Origin of the sequence: Lachnospira pectinoschiza (assembly GCF_020564355.1) — a bacterium.
Classification (GTDB): Bacteria; Bacillota; Clostridia; order Lachnospirales; family Lachnospiraceae; genus Lachnospira; species Lachnospira intestinalis.
Genome location: NZ_JAJCRR010000001.1, coordinates 309,862 through 336,533, shown reverse-complemented (window position 1 = coordinate 336,533; position 26,672 = coordinate 309,862). Strand labels below are relative to the sequence as shown.

General features: G+C 42.6%; 15 protein-coding genes. 1 reads left to right on the top strand and 14 read right to left on the bottom strand.

Annotated features, from left to right (window positions below):
• Nucleotides 1-148 precede the first annotated feature (148 nt).
• The 4 genes from LI288_RS01630 to LI288_RS01615 form a co-directional block, all read right to left on the bottom strand.
• Nucleotides 149-6,463 carry a pectinesterase family protein gene (locus LI288_RS01630; RefSeq protein WP_227089223.1) on the bottom strand — a complete coding sequence of 2,105 codons (6,315 nt, stop codon included), beginning with the start codon at nucleotides 6,461-6,463 and terminating at the stop codon, nucleotides 149-151.
• Nucleotides 6,464-6,859: 396 nt separating this feature from the next.
• Entirely contained in the window at nucleotides 6,860-10,426 is a 3,567-nt protein-coding gene (gene nifJ, locus LI288_RS01625; protein ID WP_022433431.1) for a pyruvate:ferredoxin (flavodoxin) oxidoreductase, read from the bottom strand.
• Between the two features lie 184 nt (nucleotides 10,427-10,610).
• Entirely contained in the window at nucleotides 10,611-11,825 is a 1,215-nt protein-coding gene (locus LI288_RS01620; RefSeq protein ID WP_022433432.1) for an FprA family A-type flavoprotein, read from the bottom strand.
• A 220-nt stretch (nucleotides 11,826-12,045) separates the two neighbouring features.
• A complete protein-coding gene (locus LI288_RS01615; RefSeq protein WP_227089222.1) occupies nucleotides 12,046-13,788 on the bottom strand; it encodes an ammonium transporter in 1,743 nt (580 codons plus the stop codon).
• Nucleotides 13,789-14,218: 430 nt separating this feature from the next.
• Here LI288_RS01615 and LI288_RS01610 point away from each other — a divergent pair, with 430 nt between their 5' ends.
• Nucleotides 14,219-14,989 carry an AraC family transcriptional regulator gene (locus LI288_RS01610; protein WP_227089221.1) on the top strand — a complete coding sequence of 257 codons (771 nt, stop codon included), beginning with the start codon at nucleotides 14,219-14,221 and terminating at the stop codon, nucleotides 14,987-14,989.
• On the opposite strand, the gene hemW is transcribed toward LI288_RS01610, so the two are convergent.
• The 10 genes from hemW to murD all read right to left on the bottom strand — a co-directional run bounded on the left by hemW (nucleotide 14,969) and on the right by murD (nucleotide 26,634).
• Nucleotides 14,969-16,165 carry a radical SAM family heme chaperone HemW gene (gene hemW, locus LI288_RS01605; RefSeq protein WP_227089220.1) on the bottom strand — a complete coding sequence of 399 codons (1,197 nt, stop codon included), beginning with the start codon at nucleotides 16,163-16,165 and terminating at the stop codon, nucleotides 14,969-14,971. The two genes, LI288_RS01610 and hemW, sit on opposite strands and share 21 nt — an antisense overlap.
• A gap of 11 nt (nucleotides 16,166-16,176) precedes the next feature.
• The gene (lepA, locus tag LI288_RS01600; RefSeq protein WP_022433436.1) at nucleotides 16,177-17,991 is read right to left on the bottom strand and encodes a translation elongation factor 4; all 1,815 of its coding nucleotides are present in this window, start codon (nucleotides 17,989-17,991) and stop codon (nucleotides 16,177-16,179) included.
• 20 nt (nucleotides 17,992-18,011) lie between these two features.
• Nucleotides 18,012-18,755: an N-acetylmuramoyl-L-alanine amidase family protein gene (locus LI288_RS01595; RefSeq protein ID WP_227089219.1), complete on the bottom strand. Its 744-nt coding sequence runs from the start codon at nucleotides 18,753-18,755 to the stop codon at nucleotides 18,012-18,014.
• A gap of 163 nt (nucleotides 18,756-18,918) precedes the next feature.
• Entirely contained in the window at nucleotides 18,919-19,659 is a 741-nt protein-coding gene (gene sigE / locus LI288_RS01590; protein ID WP_022433438.1) for an RNA polymerase sporulation sigma factor SigE, read from the bottom strand.
• 27 nt (nucleotides 19,660-19,686) lie between these two features.
• Nucleotides 19,687-20,529, bottom strand: coding sequence for a sigma-E processing peptidase SpoIIGA (locus LI288_RS01585; RefSeq protein ID WP_227089218.1), 843 nt, complete (start codon nucleotides 20,527-20,529; stop codon nucleotides 19,687-19,689).
• 123 nt (nucleotides 20,530-20,652) lie between these two features.
• Nucleotides 20,653-21,846, bottom strand: a complete 1,194-nt coding sequence (ftsZ, locus tag LI288_RS01580; RefSeq protein WP_022433440.1) for a cell division protein FtsZ — start codon at nucleotides 21,844-21,846, stop codon at nucleotides 20,653-20,655.
• 84 nt (nucleotides 21,847-21,930) lie between these two features.
• Nucleotides 21,931-22,662 (bottom strand): cell division protein FtsQ/DivIB, encoded by a 732-nt coding sequence (locus LI288_RS01575; RefSeq protein WP_227089217.1) that lies wholly within the window; start codon nucleotides 22,660-22,662, stop codon nucleotides 21,931-21,933.
• Complete coding sequence (murA, locus tag LI288_RS01570) at nucleotides 22,647-23,903, bottom strand: UDP-N-acetylglucosamine 1-carboxyvinyltransferase (protein ID WP_227089216.1); 1,257 nt, start codon at nucleotides 23,901-23,903, stop codon at nucleotides 22,647-22,649. Before murA ends, LI288_RS01575 begins: the two co-directional genes overlap by 16 nt.
• Before the next feature lie 57 nt (nucleotides 23,904-23,960).
• Nucleotides 23,961-25,112 (bottom strand): FtsW/RodA/SpoVE family cell cycle protein, encoded by a 1,152-nt coding sequence (locus LI288_RS01565; protein ID WP_227089215.1) that lies wholly within the window; start codon nucleotides 25,110-25,112, stop codon nucleotides 23,961-23,963.
• Nucleotides 25,113-25,281: 169 nt separating this feature from the next.
• The gene (gene murD, locus LI288_RS01560; protein ID WP_227089214.1) at nucleotides 25,282-26,634 is read right to left on the bottom strand and encodes a UDP-N-acetylmuramoyl-L-alanine--D-glutamate ligase; all 1,353 of its coding nucleotides are present in this window, start codon (nucleotides 26,632-26,634) and stop codon (nucleotides 25,282-25,284) included.
• Between the last annotated feature and the right edge of the window lie 38 nt (nucleotides 26,635-26,672).

Here is a 26,672-nt window from a genome sequence, read left to right as displayed (position 1 = left end):
ATTCTATTTATAGTTCTATTATATCATAATGTTTTTTATCTATATATCTAATTTTGTAACAAAAAATGACCTCCGGTCGTCAGATTTTTGCTTTACTTCTAACGACCGGAGGTCTGCTTCATATATTCACTGTATGATTTTTATTCTTTTATTTTACTTCTTTTTTCTTTCTGCCTGCCAGCACAACGAATGCTGTCATTGCCGCAAACATCATCAGTACAAATGGAACTGCACGCATGGTGTCCGCAGTTGCAACACCTGTATCCTCTGTCTGTGCATCAGAAGTTGTTGCTGCAGAACCTTCCGTAGACGGCTGTACCGTTTGTGTCGGCTGTACTGTTGTCGGCTCTGAAACAGTCGGCTGTTCCGGTTCTGACGGTGTGGTCGGCTGTTCATTTACTGTCTGATAAACTACCGCAAACGGGCTGAATGAGGAAACTTCAACATAAAGTCCATTGTCTGTCAGCTGCGGCATCTGTGTTTCCAGACCATTTTCTGTCAAATGAAGCACTGCAAATGAGTAACCGCTCTTTCCTGTTCCTGCCGGATATTCCAAAGTAACCCCCATCTTGCCATTCTTAAATGTTACAGTCTGACCTGCTTCATCTGTCAGATTCATTTCCAGATAAGAAACACTGCTGTTTTTCAAAGTTTCCGGCATTTCATTTTCGATTGCCGCTTTCATCTGCTGTGCAGCTGTATCGTATGCCTGTCCTTCTTTTACAATATTCAGGCTCAACTTTGTATTCTTTAATACACTGCCGTCTGCACCCACAAATTCAACTGTTTCAGGAACAGTTACTGTACCGCTTCCGTTGACTGTAACCGTTGTCTTTGTTTCTGTCGGTGTTGTCGGCTCACTCGGCGTCGTTGGCTGTTCCGGTGTCGTCGGCTCACTCGGCGTCGTTGGCTGTTCCGGTGTCGTCGGTTCACTCGGGGTTGTCGGTTCACTCGGCGTCGTTGGCTGTTCCGGTTTCGTCGGCTGCTCCGGTGTTGTCGGCTCACTCGGCGTCGTTGGCTGTTCCGGTTTCGTCGGCTGCTCCGGTGTTGTCGGCTCACTCGGGGTTGTCGGCTGCTCTGGCGTTGTCGGCCGCTCCGGTGTTGTTGGCTGCTCCGGTTCACTTGGCTGTTCCGGTTCTGCCGTAACTTCCTTACCGTCTACGATAAGCTTTACATCAGAGAAGGTTACATCGGCATTTCTTGCCACGTACATGCCCACATAGACATAATCGGAATCAATAGATGTCAATTTAAAGTCAAATCCACCGGTAATTGTTTCTTCTTTCCCGAATGTGCAGGCATATCCGTCTGTACTGCTTTCAATTTTAACATCAATCACATCACCTGCTGCAATTTCATTTACACAGATTCCTCCCCGTGTTAAAGCACCACTCTTTCTCGCAAAACAGTTCCATACATTTCCCTGTTTTGATAATTTTAGTGGTCCTGCTGCCACATAATCTCCCATCATATCTTTCGTATTCATATCCAGCCATACAGCATCTCTTACCATCAGTCCAAATGAAGCCTGATCATGTACATCGTAAGATAACACTCTCATTTTAGCTGACAGTGTAAATACACTTTTTGCCGGGACTTTATAATAATACATCGCTATACCGTCAGAAGTATCCGTTATTTTTCCCTTTGTACTCTTAATATGGACTGTGTTATTTTCCAGTCCTTCAAGCACATGCGTTGCCTTTGACGGCTTACCGCCAAGGTCGCCAAATACCGAACCGCTCCAGATACCAATCTGTTTCCAAAGCTGACTGACATCTGTAACCGGAGTATATTCTGCTTCCTTATAATCCGGATTTGGCTGCAATACTTCGCTCTTTAACGGTTTTTGGGCCTCCTTAATGTGTTCTGAAAGTCCCGGAATATTCTGTTCTTTCAATATTCTTGTCATCATGTATGCATTATAACGTGCACCATAAATATTCGTATGCGTATTATCTACGCTGGTACCAGAAGACGAGGTCCATGCATGTAAATTCAATGTTTCATCTGCTCCCAGCTCATCATAAAGATTCTTTGTAAGCGTTGTCATATCCACAACGGTTATATCTAAATCTTCACCCATTTTACGAATTGCCTCGGCATAATTTCCTCCTTCAAATTTACCTGAATCCGATGTGATATGCAGATTTGAATCTTCCCATATTCCTGTTGCTGTTCTTCTGACAATCGGTGTACAAAGAACAACTGTAACGCCTTTTTCCTGCGCCGGTTTTACATAATTTACATACAGCGAATTGGCAAATGAACCTTCTGTCAAATAATTGCCATTTGGATTCGTATACCGTCCTTCATCCGCTTTTTCATCATTATGTCCAAAGCCAACAAACAGGTAATCTCCTGCTTTCATTCCCTGCATTAATGTCTGATACTGTTCTTCCTGCACATAGCTTTTTGAGCTTCTTCCTGACAATGCAAGATTTTTCACTGTGAGACTGCTATCAAAATAATGTTCTAACTGTGTTCCCCATCCATACCTTGGATAATAATAGGTGTCATTAAAACTGCATACCGTTGAATCTCCTACGGTCCATACCGTTGCCGCATTGAATGATGGAACATCCGGCTGTTCAGGTTTTGACGGCTGCTCCGGTTTCGTTGGCTGTTTTGGCACCTGTGCCGATACAAAGCTCTTACTGTCACCTGTTGTTCCACTGATTGTTTCCGGCTTTATAACCAGTTTGATAGAACATCCTGCATCCTCCTGCGTAATTGTATAGCTTTTATCCGCATAAGAAGGTACTGCCTTTACCAGTGTTTCTTCTCCTGATGGTGTTATACGATACCATTCCAATACAGATGCATCTGCTTTTTCATTACCACTTAACGTATACAATGCCTTTAAAACAGAACCCGTTTTAAGCTCGCCTTCGATGGCAATATCTTTCACTGTCACTGCCGTGTCTGTTTCCTGTACAAAATAAAACGGCTGCCAGCCCTTAAATGTCTGCACAATATCTGCATATGGATTTTCATTCTTTACTGTGCCTGCCGTTCTAGCTGAAACATCTGCCGCACCGCTTCCTAAAACCGTCGTATTGTATTCCTGATAATTTGCATCTTCCGGTCTGGCACCACTCATTGAATTCCAGCCTACCGCTGTTACTGTATCCTTTGTCTGAAGCTTTGTATTTAAAAATGCAACCGTTGCACTGCTTCTCCATGGTCTTCCAAAATATCCTGCCGCTACATCCCATGCATCATTGGCTGACACATAACAATTTCTGAAAATGTAACCGGTCGTACTTCCATCTGCCGCAGCCGTAATATAAGCGCCCTTTTGTGTATTGCTGTATCCATAATAACTCAGTTCACAGGCATCAAATAAAACATCACCGCCGCCAAAGATATAATCAGTATTGCCATCTATGAAACAGTTCTTGAAATATGCCTGAATATTATTACCTGTATACAGTGTATCCTGACTACTGACAATTCTACACTCATAAAACTCCGACTGTGAACCTTCAACTGCAAGCGCACTGGCACGTTCTGTCGCCTCACCGCTTGCCACATCAGAATCTTTGGTTCTTTCAAAATTCTTAATATCCGGTCCACCCGGTGTCACACCGTCTGCCAATTCTTCATCTGTAATGTATTTATTAAATGACGATTCAAATGTAATATTCTGTGCGCGAAATGCTGTTGCCGTATTTTTTATATAAACAGCCGCACCCCATTTTTGTGCAGTATTTTTTTCAAATTTGTCATACGCTGCTGCTTCTGAATAATACCCGTCAGCACCAATACTGTAGTATTCGTATCCAATACCATAATACCACGTTAACAGCACTTCTTTTTCCGGTTCATCATTAATAAATGTTACATATGGTGTATCTACAAGAACCTGCTCACGATACACCCCCGGCGCGATATGAACAGTAATACGCTTTGATTCATCAGAAGGATTCATCGCTTTACATGCTTTTACCGCTTCCCGCACTGTCTGATAATTATGCTCTTTCTGGTCATATCCGACATAAATATCCGGTACCCATTCAAGTTTTTCTTTTTTTGTCGTTAAAAATAGCAAATCTCTTGCGACTGCCTGATTATCAACGACAATATGTGAAACAGTCTGATAGTCCCCTGCCTCTGCTTTTACTTCATATGTACCGTTACGCAGTTTAAGCTGATAACTATTTGCAGAAATCGCTGCATCATATATATACCGGTCTTCCATATTCACAAACTGTAACGCTGTCACTGTATCCGGCACATCCAAACCTGTAAATGCACCTGACACTGTGTAAGTTTCTTTTTTTACGACATGAATATTCTCTTGTGCTGATTGTGTCAGACGGATTTGCGCTGTTCCGTCCGGCTCATAATCGTTAACGCCGTTTAATGTAATCGTATATGTTACATCCGGTTCAATACTTACACTGTAAGCTCCCTGTTCATCCGGTATAAAAACAACATCTTCTTTTTCTGAATTTTGAGGTGCTTTTAAAATAACCCTTAATGCACTGGTATTATAATCTGTATCAAAGCCTGATATGTTTCCTTTTAATTCACACACATTTTTACTTTCCACAAAAAGATTCTGCTGTTTTCCGTTTATTACATCTGTATCCTGCACTGTAATATTTTTACACGCATCTGTGAAACCAAATCCCACATTTTCTGTAAGAACTGCCGTATATGTATATCCCGGTGTCAGGGAAACTTTATACATTCCATTTTTAACCTTTGCCTGCACTTCTTCCAGTGTTTCCGTATTTATAAATTTTACGCCATATTCTGCAATATCCGTACCTGCTATATCTACAGTTCCTGTTACCTCAACCGGAGGAATCTGTAAAATTCTGTGGTATACAGGTTTTACATTTGTCGTACTTTCAACATAAATCTGATACTGTCCACTGTACTGTGCAATAAATTCATACCGTTTACAGGCTGCATTTCCAATATCTGCTGTATCGTCCTGTGTTCCCTGTGTCCCTTTATAAAGGAAATGAACTTTGTCGGTTTCTTTTGTATAAGACCCCATATATGCCACAATTTTATCTCCGGCACTTACATCATTTAATGTAACACAGCGTCTTGTATTTCCACCTTTTCCATTGCATTTCCATACACCATCAGAACAATATCCGTCCTCGTATGAAAATGTCGTATAATTCACACCGCCTGTGACAAATTTCAGCGCATTGACACCGCCCTGTATGCTGTCTCCATTTTCGTATTTTACTGCAAGTGTACCAAAATTCACTATCTTATCTGTATTAACCGTCCCATCCAGTGTACCATTTTCACCTATAAGACCATTGGCATCCCATGCTGCCTGTGTGATATTGTTATGATATATTTGTGTATCCTCTTCCTGCTTTGCTCCAAAATCCCACACTTCAATCTGTCTTGTAACTTCCGGTCTCTGAAGTTCGGATGGAGTCACAAGAATATACGGAATATATGTATTTGCTGTCAGCGTAACTGTTCCGGCATTTCCCGTATACTCAAAAACAATTCGATCCGAACCGTCGGTCTGGGATTCACTATAACAATTCTGTGTCTTTGAAGACTGAACCGTCTGGTCAAGTGTTCCAGATTCAGTATTAAGTTTAATATCACCACCCCACCGGCAGCCTCCAATCATAATGCTGCAGTCTCCCGGTACCTGAATCGTAAATTCCGTTTTTCCCTGCATTCCATGTGTTGAATCCTTATACCGTCCGGGTGTCCGAACCTCCATCAATCCTATAACACCTGTATTCAAAGCAGGTTCTGACGCACTGCTGTCTAAATTGTAAAGCACACTATCTTTTATCCTGAAATCATAATAATAGCTGGTATTCACTGCCATCTGTGCTGCTGTCATTCCATCAGCCACCATTATAGACTGTGGTATATAATCATCTGCAAGCGGTGTAATCAGAATTTCCGGTATATACGATCCCGGTGAACTCACGGTAACTGTTCCCGCATCTCCCACATAACAAAAGCTTACTCTGTCCTGACCACTTGTATCAGCCGGATCATAACATTTTGCTGTTTTTGCTGCTTTAGACACGGCATCCAATGCTCCCGTTGTTGTTTTTAATACAAACTGGTCATTCTGTCCTGTAAACTGACATCCTCCAATTGTAATCATACAATTTCCAGCGACCTTAAACGTCATCTGTGCCTGTCCGTTCATGCCATGATCTGTACTATGGAATTTTCCCACCTTCTCCACGGTCATCAATCCAAATGTGCCACATTTCATTTCCGGATTAGCACTTTCTTTTGATGTATCATAGATTTCACTGTCTTTGTTTTGAAAATTAAATGCATATGCAGTTCCTTTTACTGGTTCTGTTACCAGAAATCCGTCTGCGTACGTATATTCTTCAGAATCCGCAGCAAAAATGGCATAATCGCCTGTAAATACTGATGTTATCATCATCAGAAGCGTTAATGCCATGCTGATCCATCTTTTGGTTGTTTTTCGCAACTTCATTTGTAAAACCTCCTATTATTTATTTTAAATTTATACTGCGGATTATAATTGCATTGCATTCATTTTGCAATATATTTTATAAAACTATTTTTCTTTTCTCTGTTTTAAACGTTTTTTTGCTCATTTAATTGTTAATATTTCACAATTCTTTTGTAAAATTTAATATTTTTTTATTACTTTTGTCGATTCACTTGTACAAAAAAATTATATCCATTTTAATAAAATAAATTTTTCCACCTGTATATCTAATTTTGCAACAAAAATATTAATTCTATATATATGCCCTATCATTTAAATAGGTATATTTTTAAAATCAAAAGCACCCGGAGAAAATCGTTTTACCGACTCTCTCCGGGTGCTTCTATTTTAGATTCTGTCTGTTAAGACGAATCTTTTTTACTTATAAAGTTCTACTAACTTCAGTAAGTGCTGGTAACGTGCATTTGCAGTCTTTTCAGATTCAGCAAAGAGTTTTTCAGCTCTTTCTGGGAATGGCTTAATCAGTCTTGTGTAACGAGCTTCGTTATTTAAGAATTCCTGATATGAACCATCACCTTCCTTAGAAGTTAATGTGAATGGATTCTTTCCTTCAGCCTTTAATGCAGGGTTGAATGAGAACAGATTCCAGTATCCGGCCTTAACAGCCTTCTTCATTTCATCCTGGCAGTGGTTCATACCACCCTTAGCGATACCGTGAAGTTCGCAAGGAGCGTAACCAATGATTAATGAAGGACCGTTGTAACTTTCAGCTTCAGCAATTGCCTTAACAGCCTGTGCAGGATTAGCACCAAGAGCAATCTGTGCTACGTATACGTAACCATAGCTCATAGCGATTTCTGCAAGACTCTTCTTGCTGATTTCCTTACCTGCTGCTGCGAACTGGCAGACTTCACCGATGTTAGAAGCCTTTGAAGCCTGTCCACCTGTATTAGAATACATTTCTGTATCGAATACCATAACGTTTACATTCTCACCTGATGCAAGTACATGGTCAAGACCGCCGAAACCGATATCATAAGCCCAACCATCACCACCGAAGATCCATACAGACTTCTTAGCGAGGTAATCTTTCTTTGCAAGAACTTCCGATGCAAGAGGACAACCTTCTTTTGCTGCCTTTTCTACTTCCGGAATCAGTGCTGCAACATCTGCTGCATTCTTCTTTGTATCATCCTTAGATGCAAGGAAGTTTGCTACAGCTGTCTTTAATTCAGCAGATGCCTTTTCAGAAGCTGCCATTTCTTCAAGTTTAGCAATAGCCTGATCTCTTAAAGTCTTCTGTCCAAGATACATACCGAAACCGTGTTCTGCATTATCTTCAAACAGTGAGTTTGCCCAAGCCGGACCCTTTAAGGAATCTTTATTTACTGTATATGGTGATGTAGCTGCCGGACCACCCCAGATTGAAGAACAACCTGTAGCGTTGGAAATGTACATCTGCTCACCAAATAACTGTGTAATTAATCTTGCGTAAGATGTTTCTGCACAGCCTGCACAGCTTCCTGAGAACTCAAGGAGTGGCTGGTTGTACTGAGAACCGATAGGAGTAGCATCTGTAAATACAGGCTTAATCTCCTTCTTGCCAACATTTGCTACTAAGTAGTCAAATACCGGCTGTTCTTCTGCCTGTGATTCCTGTGGAACCATCTTTAATGCGCCCTTAGCGGCTGCCGGACATACAGTTACACATTCGCCGCATCCCATACAGTCTAATGGAGATACAGACATTGTAAACTTCATGCCTTCAGCTACTGCATGCTTAGAATCAGCAAGCTTAATCTGTGAAGGTGCTGCACTTACTTCACCTGCATCCAGAATAAACGGACGGATTGTTGCATGAGAACATACGAATGCACAGCTGTTACACTGAACACAGCTTGTAGGATCCCATTCAGGAACCATAACGGCTGTTCCTCTCTTTTCGTATGCAGATGCACCTGTTTCAAACTGACCATCAGCAATATCCTTAAATGCAGATACAGGAAGGCTGTCACCATCCATTAATCCGATAGGATCTAACAGTTCGTTGACCATCTTTACAGTAGCCGGACGACCTGTACGGTTGATTGTCTTCTTTTCTTCTGTTGCATTTGCCCAGTCAGCAGGTACTTCTACCTTATGTACAGCATCTACACCGGCATCAATTGCCTTGTAGTTCATTTCTACAACAGCGTCACCCTTCTTGCTGTATGACTTCTTAGCTGCTGCTTTCATGAATTCAACTGCCTGATCGATAGGCATTACGTTTGCAAGCTTAAAGAATGCAGACTGTAAAATTGTATTTGTTCTCTTACCCATACCAATTTCAATTGCTTTGTCAATTGCATTGATTGTGTAGAGCTGGATATTGTTCTTTGCAATATACTGCTTTGCTTCTGCATTCAGATGTTCAGCGAGTTCTTCGTCTGACCACTGGCAGTTAATCATAAAGATTCCGCCCGGCTTAACATCCTGAACCATCTTGTATCCCTTTGTGATGTAAGATGGGTTATGACATGCAACAAAGTCAGCCTGATTGATATAGTATGGACTTCTGATTGGGTTATCACCAAATCTTAAGTGGCTGATTGTAATACCACCAGTCTTCTTAGAGTCATACTGGAAATATGCCTGAATGTACTTATCTGTATGGTCACCGATAATCTTTGTAGAGTTCTTATTCGCACCTACAGTACCATCACCGCCAAGACCCCAGAATTTACATTCAACAGTACCCTTAGCAGATGTAATAGGAGCCGGCTTAACTTCCGGTAAGCTTAAGTTTGTTACATCATCTACGATACCGATTGTAAATCTTGCCTTTGGAGCATCTTTTTCAAGTTCTTTGTATACAGCGAATACTGATGAAGGTGGTGTATCCTTAGAACCAAGACCGTAACGGCCGCCTGTTAAGATAACATCATTCATACCGGCTTCACGAAGTGTTGCTGCTACATCAAGATAAAGAGGTTCACCTAATGAACCAGGTTCCTTTGTTCTGTCGAGTACCGCAATCTTCTTAGCAGTCTTAGGAAGAACCTTTAAGAGAGAAGCTGATACCCATGGACGATACAGTCTTACTTTTACAAGACCTACTTTTTCGCCCTTTGCTGTTAAGTAGTCGATTACTTCTTCAGCTACATCGTTGATAGAACCCATTGCAATGATGACTCTGTCTGCATCCGGTGCACCATAGTAGTTGAATAAATCATAATCTGTACCTAACTTTTCGTTAATCTTCTTCATGTACTTCTCAACAACTGCTGGAAGTGCATCATATGCTGAGTTACATGCTTCACGATGCTGGAAGAAAACATCACCGTTTTCATGTGAACCACGCATAGCCGGATGTTCCGGATTCAAGGCATGTGCACGGAATTCTTCTACTGCTTCCATATTGCACATTTCCTTTAAGTCTTCATAGTCCCACTTTTCAATCTTCTGAATCTCGTGAGATGTACGGAAACCGTCGAAGAAGTTAATGAATGGAACTTTACCTTCAATTGTTGCAAGGTGTGCAACCGGGCTTAAATCCATAACTTCCTGAGGGTTTGTTTCAGCAAGCATTGCGAAACCAGTCTGACGACAGGCGTAAACGTCACTATGGTCACCGAAAATATTCAGGGACTGTGTAGCAACTGTACGTGCTGATACATCAAATACACAAGGAAGCTGTTCACCGGCAATCTTGTACATATTTGGAATCATCAGAAGAAGACCCTGTGATGCAGTAAATGTTGTTGTTAATGCACCTGCTGCAAGTGAACCGTGTACTGTACCTGCGGCACCTGCCTCTGACTGCATTTCTACCACCTTTACTGTATTACCAAAAATGTTTTTCTGTCCTGCTGCTGACCACTGGTCAACAACATCTGCCATTGGACTAGAAGGTGTGATAGGATAGATACCTGCAACTTCTGTAAACGCATAAGCAACGTGTGCAGCAGCTGTATTACCATCCATAGATTGTTTTGCTCTAGCCATTTCTTTGTAATCCTCCTTAAAAATATTGTGGAATTGTATCATTCCGATTATCTATATTTTAGTATTTCTTCGACAAAATGTAAAGGCATTCTTCTAAATTATCTATTAAAATACATAATTTCTTTGTAATGCCTTTACAATTTTTGTTTATTTTCACTATCGTTTGTGTATACAATATACTGTATCAGCTTCTTTTTATAACCTTTTCTGCCAGTTTTTCCAATGCCTGTCCATCTGCCTTTTTCATGACTGACCGGATTGTTACCATATCCTCACAAATAGTTATATTCTTCATATTCTCCAGATATGACTTCATCAGCCTGCCGGATACCGGACCCCACGAACCGTTTTCAATCACTGCCGCATAGCGGTTCTGGAAATTCTTCATTTTTAAATGATACAAAAAATCCTCCATGCATGGCATTAATCCACCATCATACGTAATGCCCGCAAGCACCAGCGCATCATAACGGAAGCTGTCCGCAACCGCTTGGGCCATATCTGCTCTTGCAAGGTCAAAAACAGCAACATTTTCTTCACCCTGCCCCTTCAATATAGAAGCAAAATGTTCAGCCACATATTTTGTATTGCCGTGAATTGATGAATATGCCACCACGACGCCCTTTTCTTCTGGCTGATAACTGCTCCATTTTGCGTATTTATCCAAAAAGTATTCCAGACCACCGGTAAGCACCGGTCCGTGCAGCGGTGCAATTTTTTCAATATCAAGTACCGCTGCTTTCTTTAAAAGGCCCTGGACATTAGCACCGTACTTGCCGACAATATTAATAAAATACCTTCGTGCTTCCCCTGTCCACTCATGCTCCAGTACGTCCTGTGCTTTTCCTGCGGCATCATAAGTGCAACTCTGTGACAATGCACCGAATCTGCCAAATCCGTCCGCTGAAAATAAAATCTTATCGGCTTCATCATATTCGACCATGACTTCCGGCCAGTGTACCATTGGTGCCATCACAAAATGTAGCGTATGTCTGCCAAGCTTTAACGTATCGCCTTCCTTGACTTCTAATATAGAAAGTTCTTCCGTATCCAGTTCAAAAAACTGTGGCAGCATGGCTACTGTTTTTGCATTTGCCACAACAACCGTTTCCGGATACTTTACCAGAAATTTCCGGATATTTCCGGCATGGTCCGGCTCTAAATGCGAAACAACCAGATAATCCGGCGCTTTTCCACCAAATACTTCTTCCAGATTATCAAACCACGCATCTGTCGCCCGGTTATCCACCGTATCCATTACTGCAATTTTGCTGTCCTTAATCACATAGGAATTGTATGTCACCCCGTCCGGTATCCGGTACTGGCTCTCAAACAAATCCAATGTCGTATCGTTTACACCTACATAAAAAACATCTTCTGAAATCTTCCAAACTGCCATGCCAATCCTCCTTGTTTTTGCTTTTTTACTTTTTTTGTCATTATAAATCTTTTTTGTGTTAAAAACAAGAACGTTTCCTATTTTTATTAAATTTAAAAGAAAAACTTTACAGATATTTTATACATGAAGCCGTCATCTGATTCAAAAAACACCGCAGAAAAGTTTATCCTCTTCTGCGGTGTCACTCAATTTATTCTTTATATTATAGTAGTTTTACAACTTAGTCATCTGCGCCCTGTAAAGCATCGTAGCCTGTTTCTCCGGTACGAACCTTTACGACATCTTCCACATCGTATACGAAAATCTTACCGTCACCGATATGTCCGGTGTAGAGTGCCTTCCTTGCTGCATCAATAACATCTGCAACAGGAACTTTTGAAACAACCATTTCGACCTGAATCTTAGGAAGAAGCTGCATATCAACTTCAACACCTCTGTAGTATTCCGGTGCGCCTTTCTGTGTACCACAGCCGAGTACCTGTGTCACTGTCATACCTGTTACGCCGATGTCGTTCATTGCCTTCTTTAACTTTTCAAACTTAGACTGCTTTGCAAGGATTTCAACCTTTGTAATCTTATTTTCCTTTTCAGGAGAAGTCTTTACAACTGCCGGTACGGCATTTTCCATCTTTTCAGAACCGAAAACTTCGATTTCATCATCAGATGCGATTGTTAAATCATTTGCTGCAAATTCAAATCCTGAGTACGCACTTGCAAGACCATGTTCTGCGTAATCCAGACCCTTGATTTCAATATCTGCCGGTACTCTTAAACCGATTGTGTGCTTTAATACTTCAAATACGATAATCATTGTTACGCCAACCCATGCGCAGACTGTAACAACACCTAAAAGCTGGATACCGAGCTGCTTAAATCCGCCGCCGTAGAAAAGACCTGCTCCAACACCGTTCTGACCTGTTGAGAAAAGTCCGACACAGATTGTTCCGAGTAAACCATTTGCAAAATGAACGCCGACTGCACCAACCGGGTCATCAACCTTACATACTTTATCAATAAATTCGATTACCAATACAACTGCGATACCTGCGATGATACCTTCAATGGCTGCACCGTACATATCAATACAGTCTGTACTTGCTGTTACCATTACAAGACCTGCTAATGTACCGTTTAATGACATAGATACATCAGGCTTCTTATAACGAATCCATGTAAATAACATTGTTGTTACGGTTGCTACGGCTGCTGCCATATTTGTTGTAGAGAATACTGAACCTGCAAGCGCACCCATTGTCATTTCTGAACCATCCGCTGCATTTGTCAGACCTTCCATTGCTACGGTTGAACCACCGTTAAATCCAAACCAGCAGAACCACAGGATAAACACACCAAGTGCTGCCATTGTCAAGTTGTGTCCAAGAATTGCTCTTGGCTTTCCGTTCTTATCATACTTACCGATACGAGGTCCTAATACTGCGGCACCAATCAGAGCTGCCATACCGCCTACCATATGTACTGCACAGGAACCTGCAAAATCGTGGAAGCCTAATTCTGATAACCAGCCGCCGCCCCATATCCAGTGACCGGATACCGGATAAACAATCAGTGAAATAATTGCACTGTAAATGCAGTATGCTTTGAAATCTGTTCTTTCTGCCATTGCTCCGGATACGATTGTTGCTGATGTTGCACAGAACACTGTCTGGAAAATGAAGAATGCGTAAAACGGAACACCGTCCGGTGTTACTGCTGAGTAATCACCTCGTGTAAATAAATCAATTCCACCAAATATTGCGCTGGATGATCCAAACATAATACCAAAACCGATAATCCAGAAAATCGGAGTACCGATACAAAAGTCCATTAAGTTCTTCATAATAATGTTACCGGCATTTTTTGCTCTTGTAAGACCGGATTCAAGTATGCAGAAACCTGCCTGCATAAAGAATACCAGTGCGGCGCCTACCAGCACCCATACTGTATTAACTGCTGAAAAGTCCATAACCATTTCCTCCCTTAATTCCATCTTCTTTGTCATGTCTTCTGGTCAGGTGGATCCGAGCCTGTCCGGATTATTGAAGCTGCAATCCTTTTTCCGTACCGAAAATTTCTGTTTTTTGAAATTTTACCCATATACGAAAAAAAGACGTGTAACCGATTATTTCTAATCTGTTACACGCCTTTGTGCATCGCTGTTCAATTTATGTTGCTTATTATACCGCCTTTATTTTATAATTATTGAAAAAATCGGACATTTTCTCTTGATTTTTTTAATTTTTGTTTTATTATTTTTTTATACACCACCTATTTTTAAGTTTTTGCGGATATTTACTTGCTTTCCGTACTGCAGGACAGGATTCCCCACTACGGCGGCAAAGCAAATTTTATAAATCCGTTTTTACAAATTAATTTTACAGATTGGAGTTTTTCACATGCACACCGGATACACACTCATTCAGCCTTACGTATTTTTAACCTTAAACAGCCTGCTTACCAACGAGCATCTGCTTTCTTCTCCGGCGGATTTATTCTGCTATGAATTCAGCGGCGATGTTTCTTTAAAATTTGTTGCATCACCATATACAGAATTGATTATCGGACAGCGCCCTGACGGCAGCTGCCGCATTTTTTGTATCCGCACCGCTGATGAACCGTTGATACTAAAACTCTCCGGATTTTCATACTGCTTTGGTGTGCGGTTTGATGATAGTCTGTATTACCGGCTTCCGGGACATCCATTTCCTTTTCCGGCTGACCTGCTCCAGACCATTTCCATGTCTGATTCTGATATCTTTTCAGGTACGGTTTCTTTTTCCGAGCGGATACAGCGTTTTCTTTCCGCATTAAACAAAACCGGAAAAACACCAGCCTGCCCGCCCGCCGCCACACTCATCCATCAGAGCATCAAAAAAGCTGACGGCGATATCACCGTCAGCGAACTGGCTGCGCGTACCGGCTATTCCTGTCGCCATATCAGCCGCATTTTTACGGAATATTTCGGATACAGCCCGAAAACCTTTTGCCGGCTGTTACGCTTTCACCATACTCTTTATGAAATTTTTCAGGACCCGCATCGCAATAACTCCGAATTTATCACGCAAATCGGCTATTCCGACCAGGCACATTTTCAGCGGGAATTCAAAACATTTATGGGCGAAACACCGCGCCGGTTCGGCCGCCGGTTAATCCAGCAGAAATTCTGACATTACAACGTTGCTGACTTCCCTGCCCCGCTTTGTAAGAAAAATTCTGCCGTTTTCACGCACCAGCAGACCGAATTTCTGATTTTTTTCAAGCACCTGTGCATAAATATCATCTACTGTTTTTCCGAATTTTCCCAAAAAATCCGCCTCGGAAATGCCGCTGTTTTTGCGCAGTCCCAAAAAGAACATTTCTTCCATCTGCTCCGGTACGGAAAGTGTATGCTGTTCGGCGCGTACCGCCGCCAGTGCCTTACTTATGACTTCTTTCTTTTCTTCCAGCTCTGCCATAGTGTCTATATAAAGTGCAAGGCTGTCCGTATTGGTGTAGCGCTGTTCGCAAAGCAGGGATGCCGCGCCTGTCCCGAAGCCGAGATAATTTTTGCGTTCCCAGTAGGAAAGATTATGGCGGCATGCCTTTCCTTCTTTTGCAAAATTAGAGATTTCATACTGGTGATAACCGTTATCCGCAAGCCGCAGACACGCCGTATCGTACATCTGACGTTCTGTATCTTCATCGGGCAGTGCCGGATACCGGTCTAAATGTTCGTAAAGTGCCGTGCCTTCTTCCAGTATCAGACTGTACATGCTGATATGCTCCGGCTTTAATGCAAGAACCGTATCCAGCGTGTGCAGAAAACTTTCAAATGTCTGACCAGGCAGTGCCGACATTAAATCAATATTGATATTGTCAAAGCCCGCCGCCCTTGCCGTTTCATAGCTTTGCACAAATTCTTCCATGGTATGAATCCGTCCCAGCATTTTTAATTCACGGTTATTGGCGGACTGTAACCCGAAACTGATCCGGTTTATGCCTGCCTGTCTGTACACTGCCGCTTTTTCTTCATCGAGCGTGCCGGGATTACATTCTATCGTAATTTCCGCATTTTCCGCAAACGGAAAGCTTTCCCGCAGGGTATCTGCCAGTGCTTTGACATGTCCCGGTGCGAGGATACTTGGCGTTCCGCCGCCAAAAAACACGGTATCCACCGTATACGGATTTTCCGAAAGCAGTTTCGCCGTCTGATAAATCTCCGTCTGCAAAGCCTTTACATATTCCGCCTGTGTTTTTTCATCTGCCGGTGCAGACAAAAAATCGCAGTACGCACACTTGCGCACACAGAACGGAATATGGATATAAATGCCGCCCCTTTTTTCGTTACTGTCTGTCTTTTTCATGCAGTTATCTTCTATTCCTCGTCTAATTTCAAAACGCTCATAAATGCCTTCTGCGGAATCTCTACGTTTCCGACCTGACGCATACGTTTCTTTCCTTCCTTCTGCTTTTCAAGCAGCTTCTTCTTACGTGAAATATCACCGCCATAACATTTTGCAAGGACATCTTTTCTCATTGCCTTTACGGTTTCTCTTGCGATAACACGGCTTCCGATAGCTGCCTGAATCGGAATTTCAAAGAGCTGTCTCGGAATTTCCTGCTTTAACTTTTCGCACATCTTTCTTCCACGTTCTTCGGCATTGCCGGAAAAGACGATAAATGAAAGCGCATCGACTTCTTCTTTGTTAATCAGGATATCCAGCTTCACAAGAGAAGAACGCTCATAGCCTTTCATCTCGTAATCAAAGGAAGCATATCCTCTGGAACGGGACTTTAAGGCATCAAAGAAATCATAAATAATTTCATTTAACGGCAGATCATACTTTAACAAGGCTCTGGTCTGCTCAATGTATTCCATGCCGTTGTAAATGCCGCGGCGCTCCTGACACAGTTTCATAATCGGTCCGACAAATTCTGTCGTTACCATGATTTCCGCAGAAACCATCGGTTCTTCCATATATTCAATTTCAGACGGATCCGGCATATTGGACGGATTCGTCAAATCAATAACCTCTCCGTTGGTCTTATGCACCTTATAGATAACACCCGGCGCCGTTGTTACTAAATCCAGATTGTATTCACGCTCTAGACGTTCCTGAATAATCTCTAAATGCAGTAATCCTAAAAATCCACAGCGGAAACCGAATCCCAGTGCAATCGAGGTTTCCGGCTCAAACTGTAAGGACGCATCATTTAACTGCAATTTTTCAAGTGCCTCTCTTAAATCCTGATACTTGGCGCCATCTGCCGGATACAGTCCGCAGTACACCATTGGATTGACCTTTTTATACCCCGGAAGCGGCTCGGCACACGGATTGTCATTGTCCGTTACCGTATCACCGACACGGGTATCCTTAACATTTTTAATGCTTGCCGTAATATAGCCTACCATACCGGCGGAGAGTTCTTCACATGGAATAAACTGACCCGCACCGAAATAACCGACCTCTACGACTTCTTCCACAGCGCCTGTCGCCATCATGCGGATTTTCGTTCCACGCTTTACCTTTCCTTCTTTAATCCGGCAGAAAATAATAACACCTTTATAAGAATCATACAAAGAGTCAAAAATCAATGCCTGTAACGGCGCATTTTCATCGCCTGTCGGCGCCGGAATCTTTGTAACAATCTGCTCTAACACTTCTTCAATATTAATACCGTTTTTCGCTGAAATCAGCGGTGCATCCTGTGCTTCAATACCGATAACGTCTTCAATTTCATCAATAACACGCTGCGGCTCTGCACTCGGCAGGTCAATTTTATTAATAACCGGAAAAACGTCCAAATCGTGATCTAATGCCAGATAGACATTTGCAAGGGTCTGCGCCTCAATCCCCTGTGCCGCATCTACGACAAGAATCGCTCCGTCACAGGCAGCAAGCGCTCTGGACACCTCGTAATTAAAATCCACATGTCCCGGTGTGTCAATGAGGTTGAAAATGTATTCTTCCCCATCATTTGCCTTGTATACAATACGCACGGTCTGCGCTTTAATCGTAATACCGCGTTCTCTTTCCAAATCCATGTTATCGAGTACCTGCTCCTGCATTTCCCTGCTGGTGAGCAGTCCCGTCTTTTCGATAATACGGTCTGCCAGTGTTGACTTACCGTGGTCAATATGTGCTATAATACAAAAATTTCTAATATTTTTCTGATTGATTTTCGCCATTTTCACTCTCACTTATCATTTTATTTCCGGCTGTTTAAATACTCCATAATCCCGTCTGAAATCGCAGACGCCGTTTCTTCCGGCTTCTCGGTAATCAGCCGGTTGTCATTTGCATTGGACATAAAGCCCAGTTCCACAAGGCAGCTTACACAGCAGGTGTTGCGGTTGAGCCTGTAATCTTCCTCTGAATCCGTCATCGAACCGCCCTTGACACCGCGGCTTTTAATACCTGCTATGGCATCTAAACGCGTTGTAATCGCCTCTGCCAGAAATACATCATCTTCCGGCAGTTCATGATGAATCCACGTTTCAACTCCGTTTATGGATGGATCATCCTCATAAAGATTTCTATGGATAGATACTAAAACATCACACGAAGCATTATTACATATTTCGACCCTTTCATCAAGTCCCAGATAGGTATCCGCATCTCTTGTCATCAAAACTTTCACACCCACACTCTCTAAATGTCTTTTTACCAGTCTGGCAATAAGCAGTGTTTCATCTTTTTCATAAGCGCCTGCATAATCTGCTCCACAGTCACTGCCGCCGTGGCCGGCATCAATGCACACCAGCGGACGGTCATCGGCTTCTTCCTCGTAATACGCTTCATAATATGCCGCCTGTGCCTGCTTTTTTTGTTCTGCCACACCGCTGACCGCTTTTCCGGCAAAAGCCACTGCACAGACTGCACAAATCACACCGGACACCACTACAGCCGGTCTTTTCAGCCTGTACCTTTTTCTTTTTTTTATTCTTTTCATCCCAATACCCCTTTTTCCTCTGTTTTTATTTTCCATGGATTTACGGCAAAAGTCAATCACTTTCTGATAGTTTCATTATCTTCAGAATGCACATGGATAAAAAGCCTGCCATAACCTTCTGATTTTAAAAAATCATTCTGCATGACAGGCTCTCTATATCTATTTACGAATTTTTTACCAGTTCTTTCTTCAGTCTTTTCATTATTTTTTTCTCAAGCCGGGAAATGTAAGACTGCGAAATTCCCAAAAGGTCAGCGACCTCTTTCTGTGTCTTTTCCTCCCCGTCCATGGAACTGAGTCCATACCGCAAATCGACAATAATCCGCTCCCTCTCGGATAATTTACCGATTGCTTTATTTAACATGCTTTTTTCCACTTCTTCTTCTAAATCACGGTAAATAATGTCTTCTTCCGTACCTAAAATATCCGATAACAGCAGTTCATTGCCGTCCCAGTCTACGTTGAGCGGTTCGTCAATGGATACTTCCGCCTTGGTCTTGCTGTTTCTGCGCAGATACATCAGAATTTCATTTTCAATGCACCGTGAAGCATATGTTGCCAGTTTGATATTTTTTTCAGGATTGTAAGAGTTGATTGCCTTAATCAATCCGATTGTTCCAATCGAAATTAAATCCTCCACGCCTACACCCGTATTATCAAATTTTTTCGCAATGTATACCACCAGTCTTAAATTGTGTTCAATCAGCTGTGACTTTGCAAACTGGTCATTCCCCGTTCCCAGTCCCGCAATTGCCCTTGCTTCTTCTTCTGCTCCCAGCGGCGCAGGCAGCACATCACTTCCCCCGATATAATGTACGTCTCCCTGCTTTAACATCATCATGTTTTTAAATGTCGGAACCATTTTAAACTGAAAACGATCCGGAACAGATACTTTGATTACCATAAAAACCTCCTCATTTACTTTCCTGTTTTACCCCTTTAAAAGCTGTGCATTCACAAGAAATTCATATTCTCCGTCTGATGAAAGTGTCTGCGCCGTCAATCCAATCAGCGCATCTTCCACCTGTATTTCTTTTTTGCCGTAGCATATGTACATGGTATCTGCCGTAATTACCTCAAGCATTCCGCTGTCACACCCCAGTGACCGGAACGGAATTACATGATACTTTACTTTCGTGCAATCATTTATTTCATGAAGAACTTCCAAAAAGCTGTCTTTCTGCGCGATACACACCGGTCTGTGAAACAGCGGATCCTGTAAAACATTTCCCGTATCCACAAACCCTTTTATATAAATCTTTCTCCCCCTTAAAACACAACATACACGACACAGTTTGTCGGAATACACTTTAATTCTTACCAGCTGCCTGTATAAAAGCAGCAAAAAGCCAAAGGATACTCCGAGAAATACCATCAGTTCCCTGTCACGCACAATTACCTGTCTGATAATATATCCTGCATATGTATAATAGTACAAAACGTGCATTACACCCCCCAGCATAAATGCAGCAGCATACAGCGCAAAAAATCCTTTTATTAGTTCCGCGAATGCAACATTCCCTGCACAGATTCTTACCATACCCATGCCAATACAAATATAGGTCACTATATTTGCGGCGAATTTGTATTCCTGCGGTACCAGACATACAATAACGGCTCCCATTGCTCCAAAAGTGGCGGAAAGTATCATCCGCAGATATGTGGCAGCATATCTGCACAGGCTGTTTACTACAGCAATCACAATGAAATCCATTATAAAGTTGATACAGAAGAATACATCCAGATAAATAACGATTGAATTATCACCTCCCAAAACGTATTATAGATTGTTCGCCCTGCGAATTTTGTCGTTTTTGCGTTAAAAGGAAAATATTTCAAAAAAATAAGAGATACCTTCAATTTTCATGAAAGTATCTCTCTGATTCACCAAATTTTATTATCGGTCTTTTTTCTGTAAAAATGTCGGGATATTAATACCCTTTTCCTTTACACTGCTTGTTACCGGTGCCGCAGGCTTTAAGCCCGGAAGCGGAGCAACCGGTGCTGCCGGTTTAACCGCAGATGCAGGCTTGTCCACTGACGCAGCCGGTGCACCTGAATATGTATAAGCCGGTTTTACTGCCGGTCTTGGAGCCTGTGCTGCCTTTGCGCCGAAGCCTGCCAGCGCATTGTTTACATTCGTATCTTCCAGACCTGTTGCAATAACGGTAATTGTTGCCGTATCCGTACAGCTTTCATCATACATTGCACCAAAAATAATATTGGCATTCTCACCTGCGAGTTCCTGAACATAGCTTGCAGCTTCATTGGCTTCAATCAAGCTGATATCGCCTGAAATGTTGATAATAACGTGTGAAGCACCTTCGATGGTTGTTTCAAGAAGCGGACTTGTAACTGCCTGCTTTACAGCTTCCACTGCCTTGTCATCACCTGTTGCCGTACCGATACCGATATGGGCAACACCCTTGTTAATCATAACGGTCTTGACATCGGCAAAATCCAGATTGATAAGACCCGGTACATTAATCAGATCCGTAATACCCTGCACTGCCTGCTGTAATACTTCATCTGCTTTCTTTAAAGCATCCGGCATCGTTGTTCTTCTGTCTACGATTTCAAGAAGCTTGTCATTCGGAATGACAATCAGTGTATCTACATTATCTTTTAATTTTTCAATTCCTGACAGCGCATTGGTCATACGCGTTCTGGCTTCAAACTTAAACGGCTTTGTAACAACACCGACCGTAAGGATTCCCAGTTCCTTGGAAATCTTTGCAACAACCGGAGCTGCACCGGTTCCTGTTCCGCCGCCCATACCACAGGTAACAAATACCATATCGGCACCTTTAATGGCCTGTGTCAGTTCTTCTACATTTTCCTCTGCTGCCTTTTCACCAATCTCAGGCTGGGCACCTGCACCCAGTCCCTTTGTCAGCTTTTCACCAATCTGAATGGCTGTCGGCGCTTTGCATAACTGCAATGCCTGACTATCTGTATTAATTCCAATAAATTCTACACCACTGATATTTTCATCTATCATTCTGTTGACCGCATTATTACCGGCGCCGCCAACACCGACAACGATAATCTTCGCTGCCGAATCTGCTTCGTTTGTCATAATCTCTAACAAGGGTACCTGCCTCCTAACATACTTTCGCATTTCTGCACTATGACTTATTCTATAATTTTTGTTGCAAAATAGCAATAGCTTTTTCTAATTTTCTTTCTTAAAAATAATAGAAGCAGTTGTTCCGTCATAATTTTCAAGATGAAGCGTTCCTTTCATTCCGGTAAGCTTTTCTGACACCTGTTTTAATGCATACAGCTTATCATTGCAGTCTGCGGCACTGCCAAGCATAACCTTTACATTCCCCATATAAAGACTGACATTATACGAAGAATCAAAATACACCTTTTTTACGCCCAGCTGGTATTTATCAAATGCCTGTGTCAGTTCCAGAATCTGTGAAAAGACCGCATCGTTACCGACCTCGAGTTTGGCATCCAGTACAATCGACTTAAAATCCAGTCCCGTAATCTGCGGTACATCTTCATAATTTTCCGAAGAACTCTCCACCACAATCCCGTCTTTATCAAAATACATATTACAGCCCATGTAGCTGATATAACCGACAATCGCTTTTTCATAAACTGCAACGTTCATTTTATTGGGCCATGTCACTTCCACATCATATTTCTGTATAAACGGAATATTTTTATTCTTTTTGCCAAACAGCGTATAAATCAGCGCATTGGGATGTTCTGTTCCAAAAATGCACTCTGTCATCTGCTGCTGCGTATAATGCTTATTGCCGGTATAAGTAATATCCGTTACCATAAAACCCGCATAAATGCCACCTCCTGCCAGCAGCAGCGCAATGACAATCCCCACCAGTATCCATTTTAATTTTCTTTTATTGTTTTTTCTGCCTAACTGTTTTCCCATTCAATCTCTGCTCCAAGTCCTTTTAAATTTTCACATAAATCCATATACCCGCGCAAAATATAGTCTGCATCATGAATAACCGTTGTTTCCTGTGCTGCCAGTCCAGCTGTGATAAGTGCCGCCGTTCCTCTTAAATCTTCTCCGTATACTTCGCTTCCCTTCAGCGTTTCTACGCCTTTTACAAGCACGCTGTCCCCGGACAGTGTAATATCCGCACCCATTTTTTTGAGCCATGGCACAGTCTTAAAACGGTTTTCAAAAATCTGTTCTTTTAAAATCAAAGTGCCATCGCCCACACTTGCCACAGAAAGTACCATGGACTGCATATCCGTCGGAAAATCCGGGTAAGCACCGGTACATATCTTATGAAGATTCACCGGACGGTGATACATCTGCACCAGCATGGCTTCTCCCTCCATACGGATATCCATGCCCATTCCGGTAAATACATCCAAAAATCCGCGGCACAGTGACGGTGTCACACCCTGTAAGTAAACACTGCCACCACAGGCAGCTACCGCCGCCATATAGGTTCCGGCGACAATACGATCCGGCTTTGCAAAAAATTCTGCGGACTGTAAAACGCCTTTTCCACGTACCCGGATGCACTCTGTCCCTGCACCGGTAATCACTGCACCACACTTTTCAAGATAGGCGCACAGGCTTTCAATTTCCGGTTCCTTTGCCGCATTGTAAAGCACAGTCGTTCCACACTGTGCCGCTGCTGCCATCAGGGCATTCTCTGTTGCACCCACACTTGGAAAGCGCAGGGTGATTTCTGATGGGTGAAGTCCCGTTGTTTCCATTTCAATAAAATCTTCTGACACGCTCCATGATGCTCCAAGGCATTTGAGGGCATGCAGATGAATGTCTAACGGACGGCTTCCAATGCTGCACCCGCCCGGATAAGCAAGCCTTACTTTCCCGAAACGTGTCAGCACCGGTCCCATTAACACGGAAGATGCCCTGAGCTGCTTTGTGTCCTCTGCTTTAATTTCCTCGTACTCTGCCATGCTTGTATCAATGACAAGGCATCCTTTTTTGAAATCCGTCTTACAGTGCAGATGGTTTAAAATCCCACACATTGCACGTACATCGGCAATATCCGGGCAGCCCCGTATTACCGTAACGCCCTCATTCATCAGGGATGCCGCCATCACCGGAAGCACTGCATTTTTCGCACCGTGGATACATACACTGCCAAACAGCCGTTTTCCGCCATTTATTACGATTTTTCCCAAAATAAAAACCCCCGGAGAAGCTATATTTTATTATATTCGCCAGACTCCGGGAGGTTGCTATCTTTCTAACCGTATTTTACTTGAAATATTTAAGACAATCCCCATTTCCAGCAGCAAGAAGAAACTTGCCGTACCGCCGTAGCTGATAAACGGCAGTGAAACACCGGTATTCGGGATAAAGTTGGTTACAACGGCAATATTTAATACCACCTGTACCGCTACATGGGCAAATACCCCTGCTGCCAGCATTGTACCGAATAAGTCTGGTGCATTCTGCGCAATGTGGATAATCCGCCACAGCATTAGTGCAAATACTAAAATAATGCACATTGCCCCGAACAGTCCGAGTTCTTCACAGATAATGGAAAAAATCATATCATTTTGTGATTCCGGGATAAAACCCAGCTTTTGCAGACTCTTTCCGAGTCCTTTTCCAAACAGTCCGCCCGAACCGATTGCATAAAGTCCCTGCACGGTCTGGTAGCCGATTCCACTGGAGTAATTTTCCGGCTGAATCCACATGAGCAGACGGTTCATACGGAAGTTTTCTGTCATGCCCTGATGCGCAATGCCGAGCAGCCAGTTATATAACGCTGCCACACCGCCCGCACCAATTCCTGCGAGTACCACGAAAAATTTGTATTTCGGATACGCCACAAAAATCATGACAAAAGCGATTGCCAGAATAATCAGCGCACTACTCATATTGCTGGAAATCACCATAATCAGGATTGCTTCAAGTCCTGCAATCAGTACAAATAAAAAGAAATTATACCACAGGCTTTTAATCTTTGACCCTGCCGCACATACTGCCGCAGACAGCATAATAATCACGGCCGTCTTTGACACATCCGCAGGCTGCACGCCAATCGGACCGAAACGGATCCAGCGCGTTGCACCGTTGGCAGTTTTACCAAACGGAATCAGCGCCAGAATCAATAACAGCGACAGTGCAAAAAACGCCGGTGCGATTTTCCTTAAAACATGGTAGTCTAACCGGTACATAATATACATCATAATAAAGCCCAGCACATCAAAAATCAGCTGTTTTTTAAAATAGTACTCCGAACTGCCGTATTCCATCTGTGCCGTGTAAGAACTGGTACTGTAAATCATCACCAGTCCGAATCCAACAATAAATATAATGACAAATAAAAGGCTATAATCAAAATACCTTTTATTGGACATCTTTTTTACCTTTCTTGCCATACCTCACCTCATTTCTGCAGGCATTTTAATGCCGGAAGAACCGCGAGCCAAATTCTATTTGGCTCTGCGATAAAAAATTACTTTGTGACGCCTGCGGCACAAAGTGATATGCGAAAATCTTTGATTTATGGATTTTCGCATTCTCCTCATTTCCGCAGGCATTTTACCTTTAAAGGGCATTTACATATTCTTTAAACAGTCTGCCGCGCTGTTCATAGTTATCAAACATTCCCCAGCTTGCACATGCCGGTGAAAGCAGTACGGCATCGCCGTCTTTGGCATTTTCCGCACAGATATCCACAACTTCTTTTAAGGACTCTGCCTTAATGATATTGGTAAAGCCGTACTTTTTAGCCGTTGCTTCAATTTTGTCACTGGTCTGTCCGATTAATACCAGAAGCTTGACACGATCTTTAAATGCTTTGACATATAAATCAAATTCTGAGCCTTTATCATATCCGCCGCCGATTAAAACCGTCGGTCTTGTCATCGCTTCAATCGCCTTGACTGCCGCCTCCGGGTTGGTTCCCTTGGAATCATTGTAATAGCGCACGCCGTTTTTTTCTGTTACAAATTCAATCCGGTGTTCCACTGCCTTAAACTGCTTAATCTGTTCTACAATAATTTCATCCGGGATACCGGCTGCCTTTGTAATGCAGACTGCCGCCATGACATTTTCATAATTGTGTGCGCCAATCAGATTCATGTCGTGGACGTTCAGCAGTTCCTGCGACCGGATGCCGTCTGTATAGCAGATCATATCGCCTTCCATATAAGCGCCTCTGTCCGGCTTTGTAAATCTTGAAAACCACACAACCTTTGCTGTTGTATGCTCCCCGAACTCCCGCAGGTAATCATCGTCAAAATTCAGTACGCACACCTCTGCCCCCTTCTGGTTCATCGCAATCTTTTCCTTTGTCTGCACATAGCAGTCCATCGTATAATGGCGGTTTAAATGATCCGGCGTAATATTTAAAATGGCACTCACAAGCGGGTGGAATTCATGCACGGTTTCCAGCTGGAAGCTGCTGATTTCCGCCACGGTATAAGAATCTTTGTTACTTTTTAAAACCTCTGTTGTATAGGGATTGCCGATATTACCGACTACGAAAGTATCCTTATGATATGCTCCTACAATCTGTCCTACAAGGGCTGTTGTCGTTGTCTTCCCATTTGTTCCGGTGATTGCAAGGACTTTTCCTTTATCGAATGCATAAGCCAGCTCTACTTCGCCCCATACCGGCACGCCTGCCGCTTCAAATGCTTTTACAACCGGGCTGTCAATCGGCACACCCGGACTGATAACCAGTAAATCCGAACTGTCCGTTAATTCTTTTGTCAGCTCTCCCAGAACAATCTCTGCTTTGTATGTACCTAATTTTTTTTCAATATCTTCTATCTTTAACTTTTCGTTTCCGTCATACAGCACAACTTCTGCACCAACTGCATTCAGCAGTCCCACTGCACCGATTCCACTGATTCCGGTTCCTACTACTGTCACTTTTTTACCCGAAAATTCCATCTTTTTCTCCTTTTTCCCTGCATTTTGCAATTAAATTT

Coding starts and splice junctions, on each gene's coding strand:
- LI288_RS01630 (WP_227089223.1), bottom strand. CDS start 6,463: ATGAAGTTGCGAAAAACAACCAAAAGATGGATCAGCATGGCATTAACG.
- nifJ (WP_022433431.1), bottom strand. CDS start 10,426: ATGGCTAGAGCAAAACAATCTATGGATGGTAATACAGCTGCTGCACAC.
- LI288_RS01620 (WP_022433432.1), bottom strand. CDS start 11,825: ATGGCAGTTTGGAAGATTTCAGAAGATGTTTTTTATGTAGGTGTAAAC.
- LI288_RS01615 (WP_227089222.1), bottom strand. CDS start 13,788: ATGGACTTTTCAGCAGTTAATACAGTATGGGTGCTGGTAGGCGCCGCA.
- LI288_RS01610 (WP_227089221.1), top strand. CDS start 14,219: ATGCACACCGGATACACACTCATTCAGCCTTACGTATTTTTAACCTTA.
- hemW (WP_227089220.1), bottom strand. CDS start 16,165: ATGAAAAAGACAGACAGTAACGAAAAAAGGGGCGGCATTTATATCCAT.
- lepA (WP_022433436.1), bottom strand. CDS start 17,991: ATGGCGAAAATCAATCAGAAAAATATTAGAAATTTTTGTATTATAGCA.
- LI288_RS01595 (WP_227089219.1), bottom strand. CDS start 18,755: ATGAAAAGAATAAAAAAAAGAAAAAGGTACAGGCTGAAAAGACCGGCT.
- sigE (WP_022433438.1), bottom strand. CDS start 19,659: ATGGTAATCAAAGTATCTGTTCCGGATCGTTTTCAGTTTAAAATGGTT.
- LI288_RS01575 (WP_227089217.1), bottom strand. CDS start 22,662: ATGGGAAAACAGTTAGGCAGAAAAAACAATAAAAGAAAATTAAAATGG.
- LI288_RS01565 (WP_227089215.1), bottom strand. CDS start 25,112: ATGGCAAGAAAGGTAAAAAAGATGTCCAATAAAAGGTATTTTGATTAT.
- murD (WP_227089214.1), bottom strand. CDS start 26,634: ATGGAATTTTCGGGTAAAAAAGTGACAGTAGTAGGAACCGGAATCAGT.